Annotated in this window: 16 protein-coding genes; 15 read left to right on the top strand and 1 reads right to left on the bottom strand. The window is 39.9% G+C overall.

The genetic code is table 11. The features are described from left to right. Nucleotides 1-119: 119 nt before the first annotated feature. On the top strand, nt 120-1,007 hold the full coding sequence (locus H8B21_RS13125) for a helix-turn-helix transcriptional regulator (protein WP_190314231.1): 888 nt from the start codon (nt 120-122) through the stop codon (nt 1,005-1,007). Between the two features lie 3 nt (nt 1,008-1,010). Here H8B21_RS13125 and H8B21_RS13120 read toward each other — a convergent pair whose 3' ends face one another. Continuing rightward, the gene (locus H8B21_RS13120; RefSeq protein ID WP_190314230.1) at nt 1,011-1,871 is read right to left on the bottom strand and encodes a helix-turn-helix domain-containing protein; all 861 of its coding nucleotides are present in this window, start codon (nt 1,869-1,871) and stop codon (nt 1,011-1,013) included. 468 nt (nt 1,872-2,339) lie between these two features. On the opposite strand from H8B21_RS13120, the gene H8B21_RS13115 reads away from it, so the two are divergent. The 14 genes from H8B21_RS13115 to gmd all read left to right on the top strand — a co-directional run bounded on the left by H8B21_RS13115 (nt 2,340) and on the right by gmd (nt 16,032). Beyond that, on the top strand, nt 2,340-2,567 hold the full coding sequence (locus tag H8B21_RS13115) for a hypothetical protein (RefSeq protein WP_190314229.1): 228 nt from the start codon (nt 2,340-2,342) through the stop codon (nt 2,565-2,567). Nucleotides 2,568-2,620: 53 nt separating this feature from the next. Next, a complete protein-coding gene (locus H8B21_RS13110) occupies nt 2,621-4,372 on the top strand; it encodes a hypothetical protein (protein ID WP_190314228.1) in 1,752 nt (583 codons plus the stop codon). 120 nt (nt 4,373-4,492) lie between these two features. Continuing rightward, entirely contained in the window at nt 4,493-5,716 is a 1,224-nt protein-coding gene (locus H8B21_RS13105; protein WP_190314227.1) for an OmpA family protein, read from the top strand. Between the two features lie 58 nt (nt 5,717-5,774). Further along, the gene (locus tag H8B21_RS13100; protein WP_190314226.1) at nt 5,775-6,962 is read left to right on the top strand and encodes an MraY family glycosyltransferase; all 1,188 of its coding nucleotides are present in this window, start codon (nt 5,775-5,777) and stop codon (nt 6,960-6,962) included. A 58-nt stretch (nt 6,963-7,020) separates the two neighbouring features. Then, nucleotides 7,021-7,983, top strand: a complete 963-nt coding sequence (locus tag H8B21_RS13095) for an NAD-dependent epimerase/dehydratase family protein (protein ID WP_190314225.1) — start codon at nt 7,021-7,023, stop codon at nt 7,981-7,983. An 8-nt stretch (nt 7,984-7,991) separates the two neighbouring features. Continuing rightward, entirely contained in the window at nt 7,992-9,515 is a 1,524-nt protein-coding gene (locus H8B21_RS13090; protein ID WP_190314224.1) for an MATE family efflux transporter, read from the top strand. A gap of 17 nt (nt 9,516-9,532) precedes the next feature. Next, complete coding sequence (locus H8B21_RS13085) at nt 9,533-10,399, top strand: polysaccharide pyruvyl transferase family protein (protein ID WP_190314223.1); 867 nt, start codon at nt 9,533-9,535, stop codon at nt 10,397-10,399. Next, nucleotides 10,400-11,386 carry a glycosyltransferase family 2 protein gene (locus H8B21_RS13080; RefSeq protein ID WP_190314222.1) on the top strand — a complete coding sequence of 329 codons (987 nt, stop codon included), beginning with the start codon at nt 10,400-10,402 and terminating at the stop codon, nt 11,384-11,386. A 5-nt stretch (nt 11,387-11,391) separates the two neighbouring features. Continuing rightward, nucleotides 11,392-11,817 (top strand): adenylyltransferase/cytidyltransferase family protein, encoded by a 426-nt coding sequence (locus H8B21_RS13075; protein WP_190314221.1) that lies wholly within the window; start codon nt 11,392-11,394, stop codon nt 11,815-11,817. 1 nt (nt 11,818) lies between these two features. Further along, nucleotides 11,819-12,247: an HIT family protein gene (locus H8B21_RS13070; RefSeq protein WP_190314220.1), complete on the top strand. Its 429-nt coding sequence runs from the start codon at nt 11,819-11,821 to the stop codon at nt 12,245-12,247. Beyond that, a complete protein-coding gene (locus H8B21_RS13065) occupies nt 12,240-13,106 on the top strand; it encodes a LicD family protein (RefSeq protein WP_190314219.1) in 867 nt (288 codons plus the stop codon). Before H8B21_RS13070 ends, H8B21_RS13065 begins: the two co-directional genes overlap by 8 nt. A gap of 9 nt (nt 13,107-13,115) precedes the next feature. Then, on the top strand, nt 13,116-14,048 hold the full coding sequence (locus H8B21_RS13060) for a glycosyltransferase family 8 protein (RefSeq protein WP_190314218.1): 933 nt from the start codon (nt 13,116-13,118) through the stop codon (nt 14,046-14,048). Nucleotides 14,049-14,052: 4 nt separating this feature from the next. Beyond that, nucleotides 14,053-14,934, top strand: a complete 882-nt coding sequence (locus tag H8B21_RS13055) for a glycosyltransferase family 2 protein (RefSeq protein ID WP_190314217.1) — start codon at nt 14,053-14,055, stop codon at nt 14,932-14,934. Nucleotides 14,935-14,952: 18 nt separating this feature from the next. Next, nucleotides 14,953-16,032 (top strand): GDP-mannose 4,6-dehydratase, encoded by a 1,080-nt coding sequence (gmd, locus tag H8B21_RS13050; RefSeq protein WP_190314216.1) that lies wholly within the window; start codon nt 14,953-14,955, stop codon nt 16,030-16,032. Nucleotides 16,033-16,034 lie beyond the last annotated feature (2 nt).

The following is a 16,034-nucleotide window of genomic DNA, read 5'->3' as shown; positions in this document are numbered from 1 at the left end:
TTTCTGGCAATGGTTCTAGAGAGAGGATAACAACAAAACTAATTTTTAAGTACGTTATGAATGGACATCTACGTAAGCCATTTTGGCATCTTATTTCTAACAGACATGTAGAGAAAGATATGGATAAATTGCTAGTCGTTAAGATACAGCTGATGAATCAATATGCATTTTTGATATCCCTGATTTTCATCCTTGATGCCATTAGAAACCTATCTTTTGGATACGTTGTTAATTGTATGGTTTTATTTGGTCTGGGCTGCCTATTATTTATGTTATCTTGGCATACCAAAATATATTCTAATACAAAGATTGCCCTTTTAGCTTTGATAGGTACAACCTGGATAGTGTTTTATTCTTGTTCTACGGCGGGTTTTAACAATGGGATCGCACCTTATTATTTCGCAATCTTGTTTGCAGCGTTATTTATTTTCAATGAGTGTAATAGACTCTATAACATATTTGTTTTTCTGTGGGTTTTTATATTATTCTATGTCGTCCAATTGTTTGATTTAGATTGGTTCAGAGAAGTTTGGGGAAATCAGATATGTTTTCATAAAAACACACAAGTTACCCTTGTACAATCGGTATTGCTATTAGCCGTCAATGGTTATTTTATTATGCTAAAAAATAATGAATTACAGAAGTTGTATCACCAAGCTCTACACGCTATACGACCATCTAATTTGTATATTAGACAGTCTGACAACATAATATTACCATCAGTAGAGGAAGCTGTAAAATTAGCTCGGGGAGGTGATGCGGCGTTCATTGCGACATTTCAACAAATATTCCCTAATTTTTATAGGAACTTATTGCAACAAAATCCCGAGATGACACAGGAAGAATTTAAATTCTGCGCATTTTTAAAGCTCGGGTTTACAACCAAAGACATCGCGAATTATAACCATTTGGCAATACGCACGGTACAGACAAGAAAAAGTAGACTTCGTAAATCCTTTTGTATACCTCCTCAGGAAGACCTTTATAGCTGGGTTGCCCGGTTTTGATATCTAAGCCTCCGAGTCCTCCGTTAACGATTTGATAAATTCAGAAGGTGATACATTAGTCACCTTTTTAAAGTTCAAGGCAAATTTACTTTGGGAAGAAAAGCCTGCTTCGCGTGCGAGAGCTGCTACTTTTAATCTCCTATAATAGGGGTCGTTTGTCAGTTTATCGACGATGTAGTTAATCCGAAGCTCATTGATATAATTGAAAAAATCTTTTTTCTTATGCGAGTTAATAACAACCGATAGGTATTTTGTATTCGTATCACAATAGGATGCTAAATAAGACAATGATAAGTCTCTTTTAAGATACAGTTGTTTGTCTTCAAATTCTTCTAGTTGCCCTAGGATTTTATTGGCAGTCTGTTCAGACATCACCGATGGCGCAAAGGATTGTTCACCGTATGTATCTGTATTAGATAGCAAGAATTCATTGTTATTAGTTAGGAGTTGAGATGCATTTTCTTTATTTGCCAGTACATTCTTTTTTGCTTTCGGTGTTGACATATATTTTTGTCGCGGCTGGAGTAGGAAGAAATAGAGTGTAAATGGGAGTACAATTAAAATACCTGTGATGAAAAAAATCAATTTACTATTTGATTCCCGGCGGATATCTTCCCTCTCATGGTGTTCATTTTCCATTGTAGCAATGGATTGATTTCGTTCTAAGTTCCGGGCTAGTAGCAACGGTGTTTTAGAAATGGTATATAAAGAATCTGCAACATGCAAAGCTCTGGGGAAATCTTTTTGTGAAGTTTCTAAAAATGTCTTTGTGTATAATGCATTATAAGCTTCTAAATTTTGGGCACATGTAATCGTTGCAAATGTAAATACGTAAACAAATAAAAAATAGATTTTCGCAATCATGGTAGTTTTATTCCGAGCGTCTAGTAATACCTAAAAGCCGAGGTTAAATAATGATATAAGAATGCTATATGGAAAATAGCATCATTTCACAAAAATGCAAGCAATCCTTTGGAATGACGAAAAATTGGATACGTCACAGATACTTTATGAGATACTACATAGGTATGATGTAATATAATTAAAATGCATTAAGAGGGGACAGTGGGTTGCACGTTTTTATAGTTGTTTTGTTGTTTAAAAACCTTGTTTTCAGGTGTTTGTGTGTTATTTCTGTTTTGTCATTTTAGGTAAATCGTACAAAGTTGTCCCTTTTTATTTTCTCTATTGTGGTTGTACAATATCTTTTTTACCCTTTACAGTTGCGTTAATTTTGTTGCACTGATCATAGGCAAGCTTAACTTAAAATATGTGCCAAGATTATTAATCATTTGTCAAAAGGGAATTGAATTTATAAAAACCAAACAAAAAATGGAACAGCAAAAAAGTCCGCTCATACCCGAGATGGGATTGCATAGAGCAGAAAAAAACGAGAAACTTCTTTACCTCGCACCTTCGATGGGATCGATTCTCGTGAAATTGGAAAGCCATATTGCGGCAGGTTCGATAACGGTCAAGGAGAATGACAATGTAGTACAAGAGAGCTGGATGGTGGAAGAAGACGACGTACGGAACGTCGATTTAGATTTCTTTGATTAATGACATCGTTTATCCGCAAATTTTTTGAAAAAAAACCAAACTGAAAGGAAAAAATGAAAACGAACTCAATAAGATATAATGCAATATGGTGTCTGTTATTGACACTTTTTGTTGTGGTTTCCTGTAAAAATGATACAGGGATAGAACCCGTTTACGACGGTATAAAAATGCGCGTCAGTTTGACTAGTGGTTTTGAGCAGCCTATAGGAAACAGCGGGGTTTCAAAATCAAAAGCTTCTATTTCTGGAGCTACAAAAAATACCGATGATAGATTGGAGACTCAGACCCAGATCATACCGCTCAGCAATGGATTAAACATCGTTGCAAAATTAGTGCCGGAACAACAAGCTGCGCCTGTTGCTCTCCGGCAGTCTGCAGGTGGGCTTAAGGCAGCTGCTCAAGAGGTGAGAGATGGATTGTCGGAAGGCACGCGTTACCGTTTGCTGGTCTACGATGCGAATGGCAACGAGGTGAAGCGCATTGAAAAAACGGTAGACGCAAACTCTTCTTCGTTTGACGAATTCACCTTGGACGCGACAGGTACAACAACGAACTATACGTTTGTGGCTTATTCGGCAGGTACAGCGGCGTTGCCAAACCTTGCTGCTAATACGCCACTCGCTAATGCCTTGGTGGAGATAAATGCACAGAAGTTTATGCATTATGTAGAGACAGTGGGGCTTGCGGCGGGTAATAATGATTTGACTGTAGTGCTGAAAAACAAGCTGAGCGAGATTACCACTGTTCTTGATGGCACGGGGATCGGTCTGAATTCGATAACAGGAGTTGGTAATGTTGTTTTTAAGAATGCTACCCACGGTGGGGGTACAATAAAGCTGTCTGATGGAGTAATAACTTACACGGGATCTGCTCAAGATAAAGCGGTTACTTTTCCGACCATTTCAACAGCGTTGACGGAGGTCAACAGTTCAGTTACTGCGCTTCTCCGTAGTTCGACCACTACAGCTACCCTTGAGGTGGAATATATTGAGATAGCCGGCTTAGGCAGGAGCGAGCCTTTTTCCGTGTCCAATGTAAAGATTGAGCCCGGGGTGAAATACAATCTGGTTTTGGAGTTGGATAAAGGGAATTGTATGTTTGAAGTACAACCAGAGTCTTTTTCAATGGATAGATCCGTGGGAGGGGCATGTAGGGTTAGATTCTATCTCCTATTCGTCAACTTCTTTACGTGGTATGATTATGGTATATCGCAGGGCGACTGTTCTGGAGGGACAACTTTACTTGGCTTTGTTAGGGATTGGAGGAATGGAAATCAGATGGGAAATGCTAATCTTGACGGTCAAGTTATCGGTCGTACGTACGAGTTTGCACCAACAGCCAATGCCGGTGTGGTTATGAATATCACCAGCTTGGATAATTCGTTCAATATGGCGATTAATGAGCCAACTGACGAGCAAAATACCACAACATATAAAATAGCGACGAAAGAAATACAATTTCAAGGTACAGGGACTAACGGTCGTAATATCCGGTTTACCAACGGAGGAGGAGAACATGGTGTTGGTTCTGTTTCCGCGATACACAATATTACTAACGGAACCGTAGCTAATCCGGTTATTCGGGTGAGCATATCAGCGTCCGGTGTCGTGAGCATAGAAGGACGTAAGAGCAATTCCGACCTCAATCTCTATCCAATGGAATTATTTAATAGCACATCCTTTAATAACGTGACTTGGCTGACCAGTGGCAACACCAATAATAAGGTAACCATAACGCAAACCATAGCCGGACAAACTTATATCAATGGTCAAGTGACAGGTAAGCGGATTGCCCCTTGTAATTAATCTCCATTACTCCTCTTTCTTGTTTGCAGAGGTTTGGTAAAAGAGAGCAATGACACTTAATGTAGTCACCCCTCCGGGGGTACTTAAACTAGAAATAAGATAATCACAAATTAATTATAGATGAAGAATTTTATAATATTATCGCTATTCGCTTTGGGTGGTACGGGTGCTGTACATGCACAATCGCTATCGGTAAAGCATGATACCACGGTGACGGTCTCAACCGATCGTTATCAAGTCGTTACCAACCGCTTTGGTGACAACTGGATCTTTGGTGCCGGCGTCGGTGCATCCATATTTTTTGGTGACCACGATAAGCAAGCCAAAGTGAGAGAGCGTGTTACTCCTCATTTTTCAGCCTATCTAGGGAAGTGGTTTAGCCCGGGATTGGGAGTTCGTTTAGGCGGTAGCTACGGCAAGATCAAAGGGTTGACCCAAAACGCACCATGGATGACATCCGGTGTGCATTCTACCGGTGAGCGTTACGATGGCAAACCCTGGGATGGTTACTGGTTAGAACATCAGGAATTTAACGCGTTTCATATCTATGGTGATGCACTTTTTAACTTGACGAATATTTTCGGCGGCTACAAAGAACGTTTCTACAACATCAGTCCTTATGTAGGCTTGGGCTGGATGGTGACAAACGATGAGCCAAAACAAGGTGAAGTGAGCGCCAATATCGGTATCTATAATACATTCCGTTTAGCGAAATCATTGGATCTAACGCTGGATCTTCGGGGCGCAATGGTCAGTGATCGTTTTGATGGAGAAGTCGGGAACCGTAAACAGGACGGACAGGCAAGTGCATTACTTGGGCTAGCATATAAGTTTAACAAACGTGGCTGGGATAAGCCATCCACAACCGTTATTGAAACTAGCTATGATGAAACCCTTTTGAATGAATTGCGTGATCGCGTTGCAAAATTAGCCGCAGATAACGAAGCCTTGAAACGCCAGTTGGCGAATGCGAAAGGTGACGTAGTTACCGATGTTCAGTTTAAGGACAGAATATTGGCTGCGCCGATTCTAGTAACATTCAAGATAGACACTTGGGACGTGCGCAACGAAGCCCGCGTAAACTTAAGGTTCTTTGCGGAAACCATAAAGAAAGGAAACAAAGAGGTGGTCTATACGATTACTGGTTATGCAGATAAAGGTACTGGTACGCGGGCTCGTAATGAGCTGTTGAGCCGTAACCGTGCAGATGCAATCAAGAAAGTATTAGTAGAAGAGTTTGGTGTTGATCCGTCGCAATTGCGTACGGCGCATGAGGGAGGTGTCGAGAATATGTATTACGATGACCCACGTTTGAGTCGTGCGGTAATTGTTATCGGTAAGTAATATATAAGGGCGTATTGGATACGCCCTTATATAACAATAAATAAAATTAACCAGAACAATGCAAATTTTACTTGTGATAGGCTGTTTTTTTATTGCCTTGCTGTTAAGCAGGGGGATGATTCCGCTTATTATGTTGGTAACGTACAAAAGACGACTTTTTGATCCGGTGAATGGCCGTAAGTTGCATCAAGGCATCGTTCCCCGCTTAGGAGGTGTTGCTTTTGTACCTATACAATGTTTTTTGTTTGTGGTTTCACTTGTTTTTGTGATCAAGATTGCAAATATGGAAATGGGGGTACAGTCGTGGGCATTGCTTCCAAGTTTCATGATGCTGTTATGTGGTTTAGGAATGTTGTTCATGGTTGGTGTCGTTGATGATCTTATTGGTGTAAGCTATAGGTGGAAATTTGTTGCACAGATTTTAGCCGCTGCCTTCTTCCCCCTTTCCGGGCTATGGATTAATGATCTCTATGGTGTAGGGCTTATCGTTTCTCTCCCTGCTTGGATAGGGATACCATTGACGATGTTTATGGTTGTTTTGATTATCAATGCCATTAATCTTATTGATGGCTTGGACGGGCTTTGTTCAAGCGTAGTAGCGATGGGGTGTTTGGTGTTGGGTTCTTTATTTATGTATTACGGTGCTTGGTGGCACGCACTGTTTGCTTTTATTACGCTGGGTGTATTAATCCCGTTTTTCTATTATAATGTATTTGGTGCGACCCGTCGTCGCAGGAGAATCTTCATGGGAGATACGGGTAGTATGACCTTAGGGTATTCTATAGCTTTTCTGGCCATTAGTTTTGCCATGAACAACACCTATATCAGGCCATTTTCAGAGGGGGCCATTGTTGTTGCGTTTTCCACACTCATTATCCCGGTTATGGATGTAGCGCGTGTGATGTTTGTACGCTGGCGTGTTGGGAAGCCGGTTTTTAAACCGGACCGTAATCATCTGCATCATAAATTTTTACGCATGGGCATGTCGCATCGGGCGGCAATGTTATCCATATTGGGGCTTGTATTGGTTTTCTGTCTGTTTAATATCGTGATGGTGGAATTGATCAGTAATAACCTTGTTATCCTTTGTGATATAGGATTATGGCTGGGAGTTCATTGGATATTTGAGAAAATCGAACAAAAACATATTAAAAAACAAGATGCGGAAACGCAAGTAATAGTGTCTGTACAAATTTACAGAAGCAATACCGAAAGAAAGCGCAAGGGTGTATTACATGCGCCTTGATTTGATTACATACGCTCGAATTTAGAGCGGATACAATTTACCTGTATAAGAAAATTCAATGAAGATAATCCTCATCGGTGGTTCCGGTTTTGTTGGTACGCGCTTAATAGATAAGTTGCTGGAAATTCCGCATATTGAAGTGTTGAATATTGATAAAAACAACAGCGAGAAATATCCGGAATTGACACGCATTGGAAATGTGATGGATTGGCAAACGCTCGCACATCATTCTAAAGGTAGCGATGTCGTGGTGTTGTTGGCTGCGGAACATCGTGATGATGTAAGTCCGGTATCGCTCTATTACGATATCAATGTGGAAGGGATGCGAAATACCTTGAAAGCCATGGATGCTAATGGTATTAAACGATTGATTTTTACCAGCTCAGTCGCCGTGTATGGATTAGACAGAGATAATCCTAATGAATCTGCACCTATTGATCCTTTTAACGATTATGGGAAAAGTAAATGGCAGGCGGAACAGGTTTTACACGTTTGGCATCGCAGTCATCTCGATTGGGATATTAATATCATACGACCGACGGTTATTTTCGGCGAAGGAAATCGCGGTAATGTCTATAATTTGTTGAAACAGATCGCCAGTGGTAGATTTTTGATGATCGGAAGGGGCCGTAACAAAAAATCAATGTCCTATATCGGGAATATCGTAGCGTTTATCTGGTTTTTGATAGAACAGGAGAAAACCGGATATGAGGTATACAATTATGTCGATAAACCGGACTTCACCACAAATGACCTGGTACACCATACCGGACAGATTGTAGGAAAGAAAATCCCGACCGTTCGGATTCCCTATTGGCTGGGTATGTTGGGGGGGTATGGGTTTGATGTGTTGGCATTTATCACACGTAAAAAATTAAACATCAGCTCGGTTCGGGTGAAGAAGTTTTGTGCCGTGACACAGTTTTCTTCGAGCAAAGCCATGGCTTCGGGTTTTGTTCCGCCGTATACCATGGAGGAGGGGCTGAGGAATATGTTGGAAGAGGAATTTGGGAGAAAATAATAAACGTGATGTCAGATAGGACCGGACGAATTGCTAAAAATACCCTGATGTTGTACGTACAGATGTTTTTGGGGATGCTTATTGGGTTGTATACTTCCCGTGTGGTCTTGAATGAACTTGGGGTGGAAGATTACGGACTTTATAATGTGGTTGGAGGTGTTGTGGCTATGTTTGGTTGGTTAAACACGTCCATGTCCGGTACGACCGGCAGATTTATAACAGTCGCACTAGGACAAGACCATATGGAACAACTGAAGAAGGTGTTTGGGTTATCGTTAACGATACATATTCTTTTAGGTGTGCTTATCGTGCTATTGGCTGAGCCAGTTGGCATTTGGTTTTTGCAGCACAAGATGCAAATTCCGGAAGCCCGTATGGAGGCAGCAGTATGGGTATTTCATTGCTCCGTTGCCACGGCTTTTTTCTACATCCTCAACGTGCCATACAACGCAATGATTGTTGCGCATGAGCGTATGGGGATATTTGCCTATTTTTCTTTGATCGATCTATTCTTGCGCTTGGGTGTCGTGTTGGCGTTACCTTACTTCGCCGCTGATAAATTGAAGTTATATGCGGTATTGTTGCTGGGCATCCAAATACTGATGCAATTCATTTACTGGCAATATTGTTTTCGGAATTTTCATGCTTCGAGGGTGAAGCCGGCGTGGGATAAAGAGAAATTTAAAGAGATGTCTTCTTTTGCCGGGTGGAGTTTGTTTGGAGATTTTGCTGCCATATTGTTTTCGCAAGGCATCAATATATTATTGAATATGTTTTTTGGTCCGGCAATCAACGCTGCAAGAGGTATTGCCGTCCAGGTTCAGGGTGTAACGCTTCGTTTTATTGGGAGCTTTCAAACGGCCCTTAATCCCCAGCTCATGAAAAGTCATGCGGCTAAGGATTATGTGTATATGCATAAACTGCTATTTGCCAGTTCTAAGTTGTCTTTTTTTCTTTTTCTGCTATTGGCTACACCGGTCTTTTTTGAAGCCCATGCACTGTTAGTATGGTGGTTGAAAATTGTACCGGAATATACGGTTACTTTTCTACGAATTATTCTGTTGATTTCACTGATAGACTGCCTAGCTAACCCATTGATTATTTCCGCCAAAGCCACGGGAAAAATTAGAAAGTATCAGTCTGTTTTGGGTACATTTCTGTTGTTGATTGTTCCAGTTTCCTATTTTCTTTTGACGTTGGATTTCCCGCCATATACGGTTTTTGTGGTACACTTTGTCATAGCCTGTGTAGGACACGGTATCCGAGTTGTATTGATAACGCCGATGATCGATCTGGACGTTAATGAATATATACGTCATGTTATTTTTAAGGTACTTATCGTCTTTGTCTTAGCATCTATCCTTCCCGCAATTTTCTATTGGAATTTACCGGAAGGGGAGTTGCGTTTTGTCGTCATGGGTTTGTCGGTGTTAATTGGGATACCTTCAGTCGTCTGGTTATTTGGTATAAATCATAATGAGAGATTTCTAGTGATGGAGCAGTTAAAAAAAAGGTGTCCAAATAAATTTTAAGACAAAAAGAAATTATTATGATGAAGATAAATCTTATTTATTGGAAAGAAGCTAATTACGGAGACGCTTTGAGTCCTCGACTCATCGAAGAGCTGAGCGGTAAGCAGGTTCAGTGTAAAGGCATTTCGATGTCTCGGAAAGAGAGATTTATGGCTTTTCTCAAATTTGATATTGCTAAAATTAGGATGACGATATTACCATTTCAAAAGATTTATGGTGGAATAGGTTCGATCCTGAGTTGGCTTCCAAAAGGAAGCCTAGTCTGGGGAACCGGTTTTATGAATAAAAACGAAAGTTTTAAAGGTGGTAAGGTCTACGCAGTTAGAGGTAAACTTACCGAGCAGAAACTTGAAGAACAGGGAATATCTCCAACTCGCATATATGGCGATCCTGCATTATTACTTCCGCTTTGGTTAAACGAACAGAAGATAAAAACCATAAAACTTGGTTTGATACCACATTGGAAAGAGGTAGACTTCTTTAAGAATACATACGGTGAGCGATATCATGTCATTGATTTCCGTACGAAAGACGTTGTCGGAGTGACCCGTGAAATAACATCTTGTGAGTATATCTTGTCAAGTTCATTGCATGGTATTATTGTAGCACATGCATATGGAATCCCTGCTTTATGGATCAAACATGGCTATATTGACACTGACGGATTTAAATTTTATGATTATTTCAGTTCCGTGGATATTCCGATATATAATGGGTTTAAAGATATTGATGATATATTGGCTGACGATGCTCATTGGTATAAACTTTTTAATGATTACGGAGAGCTTGCGAAAATCAACAATTCTTTGATGGATATACAAAAAAAACTATTGAAGGCAGCTCCTTTTCCAATCAGGGATAAATACAGTAAACATTGTTTCTAGATGATTAAGGAAACTAAGATATCAGTTATTGTACCCGTGTACAATGTGGGAATATATATAGCTCGTTGTGCGCAAAGTCTATTTGATCAAACGTTGGAAGATATCGAGTACATATTCATTGACGATTGTAGCCTTGATGATAGTATAGCTGTTTTGAAACAGGCTCTAGAGAACTATCCCGCTCGTAAACAGCATATCAAAATCATTCGACACCAAGAAAACAGAGGCGTTGCGACTGCCAGAAATACCGGATTGGATGTCGCAAAAGGAAAATATATCGGTTGGGTAGATGCCGATGACTGGATTGAACGGGAGATGTTTGAAAAAATGTATAACACAGCGGAATCGGGGCAAGCCGATTTAGTTTGGTGCAATTTCATGATGACGTTTGCGGACTCGAGCTACGAAAATAAACAACAAGTTGCCGAAGATCCCAAAACATATTTACAGGCTTTGATAACGGGTGAAATGAAAGGAATGCTTTGGAATAAACTTATAAAACGCCAAGTATTTTCTAAAAATCAGATTAGGTTTTTAAACGGTAGTAATCTGGGAGAGGATAGAAATGTACTGATTAAAGTGCTGTTTTACTGTAATAATATCACTCATGTAGAAGAGCCACTTTATCATTATATGCAGCTTAACACAGGGGCGATAACCCGGGATACGAATACTTGCCGGGTTTACGAAGAAATAGATAATACCCGGGATATTGTATGTTTTCTCCGAGAGAAAAATGTGGATTGGGTATTGGATAGCCATATCCACGATTTTATGTTTCGGAGTAAACGAAAATTGTTGAATGCAATAGATTTAATCCATTTTGAGAAATGGGCCGGTATTTTTCCGGAATCTAACGGTCTGCTCTATAAGAGTACGTTACGGATAAGACATAAAATACTCGGTTTCCTTGCTATTCATAAGATATGGGGTCTCCTTAGGTTATGGATTAATGTTAAAAAACGATATCAAACTAGTAAAACTTAAATATAATGAGTACGATAATTGGTTATACAACCGGTGTTTTTGATCTATTCCATATCGGGCATCTGAATATATTGAAAAAAGCGAAGGAGCATTGCGATTATTTGATTGTCGGTGTGACAACAGACGAGATTGCCTTTGAAATGAAAGGTAAAAAGCCTGTTTTGTCTTTTGGAGAGCGTCTGGAGATCGTGAATAGTATAAAATATGTAGATAAAGCAGTAGCAAAAGAGGATATCGATAATATAGCTGCATGGAGGGAATTGAAGTTTGATGTATTCTTTAAAGGAGATGATTGGAAAGGAACAGAAAAAGGGCGGAAACTGGAAAATTACTTTGCCGAATTTGGAATACAGGTGATATACTTCCCCTATACAGAAGGAACATCTTCTACTTTTCTGCGCGAAGTATTAAACAAAATCAAAACATCATAATATGGAAGATTTTAAACAAAAATTTGATATCGTCAACCTAACCATAAAAAAGGTGGGGTCATGGATTATTAGCTTACGTCCGCTGCAGGTTACTATTGGTTCTTTGGTGTTGTCTTTAGATAGACCGTGTTATGATATTGGTGACTTGACAGATAGCGAATCGCAAGAGTTAGGACGGGCATTTAAAGTGATAAAGGAAGTATATGCTAAGACGTTTTCGCCAGACAAGGTTAACTATTTGTTGCTTATGATGGTCGATAAACAGGTGCATTTTCATGTCATACCGCGGTATGGGCGCGAGGTGATCTTTAAGAATAACCGCTTTGAGGATGAACATTGGCCGAAGCCGGCAAATGTACTGTTGACGCTGGATTTTGATGATCAACTTCTCCTACAGCTAAAGGAATATATGGAGGCTGCTCATGTATAAACAAAAAATTGTAGATGTTTTTCGTGCCTTTATCAAAATTTGTGAAGAACACGATCTACAATATTTCTGCCATGGAGGTACAGCTATAGGCGTGGTGCGTCATCAAGGATTGATCCCTTGGGACGATGATATTGATGTACTGATGCCCAGACCGGATTATGAGAAGTTTCTATCGTTGTTTTCGCAACTCGAGCAGGATGAATATGAGTTAATGGTACCGGGTGAAACCCCTTCATACTACTTGCCGTTCACCAAAATGTGTGACAAAAACACCACGTTATTGGAATTTGAGCATATTCCCTGTGTGTTTGGATGTTTTGTAGACATATTTCCTTTGGATGGAGCTTCCGGTGATAAGGAACAGCGGGCAGCGGACTGGTTACTTTTTAGACGTATTGCCAATACACTGATGATTTTACCCAAGCCAAGTAAAGAAAATTTTATATGGTTATTTAAACGCTTGTCTAAATTTCAGTTGCGAACAGCTATAGATGAAATTTCCTGTGCTTTTTACAAAAAGAAAAAATACTGGAAAACTTGTGAACGGCTTCGCGATATCGTGACCCGTTACGAATATGGTAAAGCAGAATACGTAGGAAGCTATGGTAGTCAGTTTGGTGTCAAGGCTTTTTGGCCAAAAGTCTGGTTTGATGATGTTGTAATGATGTCGTTTGAAGGGATGGAAGTACGTGTGCCAAGCGGTTACGATAAATTGCTCACCCAGGTATACGGTAATTATATGCAGTTGCCTCCCGAGGAAAAAAGAGTGACACATCATAGCGTGGCATACCGCAATCTGAAAGAACGAAGGAGTTTGGAAGAAGTTTATCAAGAATTGAATAAGAAGAGAAAAATCTAAATATCCGTCATGAGAAAAATACCGGTTGTTTTTTGTTTCGATGATAATCTGGCAATGCCGGCGGGTGTGAGCATAACCTCTTTATTGGAAAATGCCCATTCCGATACTTTCTATGATATTTTTATTCTGCATGACGAGCGGGCGGTTTATCCTACATTGGGTATTTTGGAGCGCCTTTATGATAGGTATACTAACTTCAATATCACTTATAGAAGCGTAGGAAATCAATTTCAGGAAGCTTTTGAAATTAGAGGGATAACCGTACCTGCTTATTATCGATTACTGATTCCTGAGCTTATTCCCGAGTATGATAAGATTATGTACCACGATGTTGATGTTATTTTTAGATCAGATTTGTCTGCTATATTCGATGTAACCGATATGGCCGGATACTATATCGCAGGCGTTATTTCTCCAGGTTTTCTATATCAAGAATCTGTGCAGCGAAGAATCGGTCTCGGTCTAGATCCCCAAGATTATATATTGTCTGGAAACTTGATTTTTAATGCTGCTTTGCTAAGGGCAAATCAAATTGTGGACCGGTTTAGAAAAGAGGCGAAACACAATTACAAGCATCAAGATATGGATGTTATAAATATTGTCTGTAAAGGTAAGATTAAGCGATTGTCTCCCGTTTTCTGCGGGATGATAGAACTTTTTAAATTGGCCGTAAAAGGAACAAAGCAAGAAATCTATACCTCAAAAGAACTAAGTGATATGCAAGAATGGGGTATCGTTCACTATAATGGTCCTAAGCCTTGGAATAGCTGGTGTCCTAATTTTGATATTTGGTGGGAATATTATAGAAAATCGGTGTACTACGACCCCGGATTTTATTTTGACTTTTTTTATTCCAGACTAAATGAATACGATAAATTGTCTTTTTCGAAACGGTTGAAAATCCTTTTTCGATATTTCAAACATAGACAGAAACAAAATTAAAAAGATGAAAATTGCAGTTTTGATAACCGTATTTAATCGAATCGAGAAAACGCTGATCTGTTTGGACTCTTTATATAAGGCAGAGATTGATGGCCTCGGGATGACATTTAAAGTGTTTCTGACCGACGATGGAAGTACAGATGGAACAACGGATAAAATTCGAGAGACATTCTTAAAGGAGGATATTGAGATATTATCCGGGAATGGTCAGCTGTTTTGGAATGGCGGTATGAATAACTCTTGGCGTAAGGCAATAGCAGAAGGGGGCTTTGATGGTTTTTTATGGTTAAATAACGACACGCTGTTGTTGCCCAATCTATGGAAGGAATTAAAAGCCGCTGATGAATATTCGAAACGACATTTTGGTAAAGGGGGGATTTATGTCGGCTCCACCTATAACAAGGCAAGAACCGGATTAAGCTATGGCGGTTTTAATTTTATAAGCAAATGGACGCTTAAAGATAAATTTTTGATTCCGAATAACGCTTTTGAAAATTGCCAGGCCGCTCATGGAAATGTTACCTATGTCTCTCAAAACGTAGTAGAAACGGAAGGTGTTTTTTGCGATCAATATATCCATAGCGGTGGCGATCACGATTATACTTATCTAGCCCATAAGCACGGATATCCGGTATTTATATTACGAGATTACGTGGGGGTCTGTGAAAATGATCATTATAAAACTAGCGGAGATAGGTTTAGGGAGATGTCATTAAGGGATCGTATCAAATTTCTAAAATCACCCTTGGGTTATAACCTAAATAACACATTGCTTTTTCAAAAACGCTGTTTTCCTTATCGATATATACCGGTATTAATTGCAGGTTATTTTCGGGCATTGATGCCTGGAGCTTATTATGGCGTGCTTAAGTATTTGAAAAAATAAGACTGTGAACACAGAAATATGAAAAAAGCGTTAATTACAGGTATTACGGGGCAAGACGGTTCCTATCTGGCGGAATTGCTGTTGGAAAAGGGATATATGGTTCACGGCATTAAAAGAAGAGCATCATCTTTTAATACACAACGGATAGATCACCTGTATGTAGACCAGCATGAGCAGTATGTTAGCTTCAAACTGCATTACGGCGACTTAACGGATTCTACGAATATCATTCGTGTCATACAGGAAGTACAACCGGATGAAATATACAACTTGGGTGCGATGTCGCATGTTAAGGTCTCGTTTGACTCGCCGGAATACGTAGCGAATGTAGACGGCTTAGGGACGTTACGCATTTTGGAAGCTGTGCGAATTCTGGGCTTGGAGAAGAAAACAAGGATTTATCAAGCATCTACATCTGAGCTATACGGAGGGTTGGCAGCAAATAAAAATGAACGAGGTTTTTACGATGAAGATTCACCTTTTTACCCGAGATCTCCATACGGTGCAGCTAAAATATACGGTTTCTGGATTACAAAGAATTACCGCGAAGCGTATGGTATGTATGCCTGCAATGGAATTTTATTCAATCACGAGTCGCCAAGGCGGGGCGAAACTTTTGTGACACGTAAAATCACGATGGCGGTTGCCGCTATTGCGTTCGGCAAACAAGAATGTTTGTTTCTTGGAAATCTAGAGGCGAAGCGAGATTGGGGGCATGCAAAGGATTATGTCGAAGCAATGTGGAGAATCCTACAGCAGAACAATGCAGATGACTACGTTATTGCGACCGGTACGACAACATCGGTACGAGATTTTGTAAAGTTGGCATTTGAAGAAATTGGTGTAGAATTGAGCTTTGAGGGTTCGGGCGCAGCAGAAATTGCTCGGATAAAATCTTGTCATAACCCGAAATACCAATTGGAAATTGGGAAGGTAGTGGTTCGGGTTGACCCGCAGTATTACCGACCAACCGAGGTCGACCTGCTTATTGGAGACCCAACCAAGTCCAAAACAGTATTGGGTTGGAGCCCTAAATATACTCTTACGGAACTGATTCGTGAGATGGTGCAATCCGATATACAACAGACATTAAAATAATA

The organism is Sphingobacterium chuzhouense, assembly GCF_014692525.1.
In the GTDB taxonomy this organism is placed as follows: Bacteria; Bacteroidota; Bacteroidia; order Sphingobacteriales; family Sphingobacteriaceae; genus Sphingobacterium; species Sphingobacterium chuzhouense.
The sequence above is the reverse complement of the archived record's forward strand: the minus strand, read 5'-3'. Positions and strand labels throughout refer to the sequence as shown.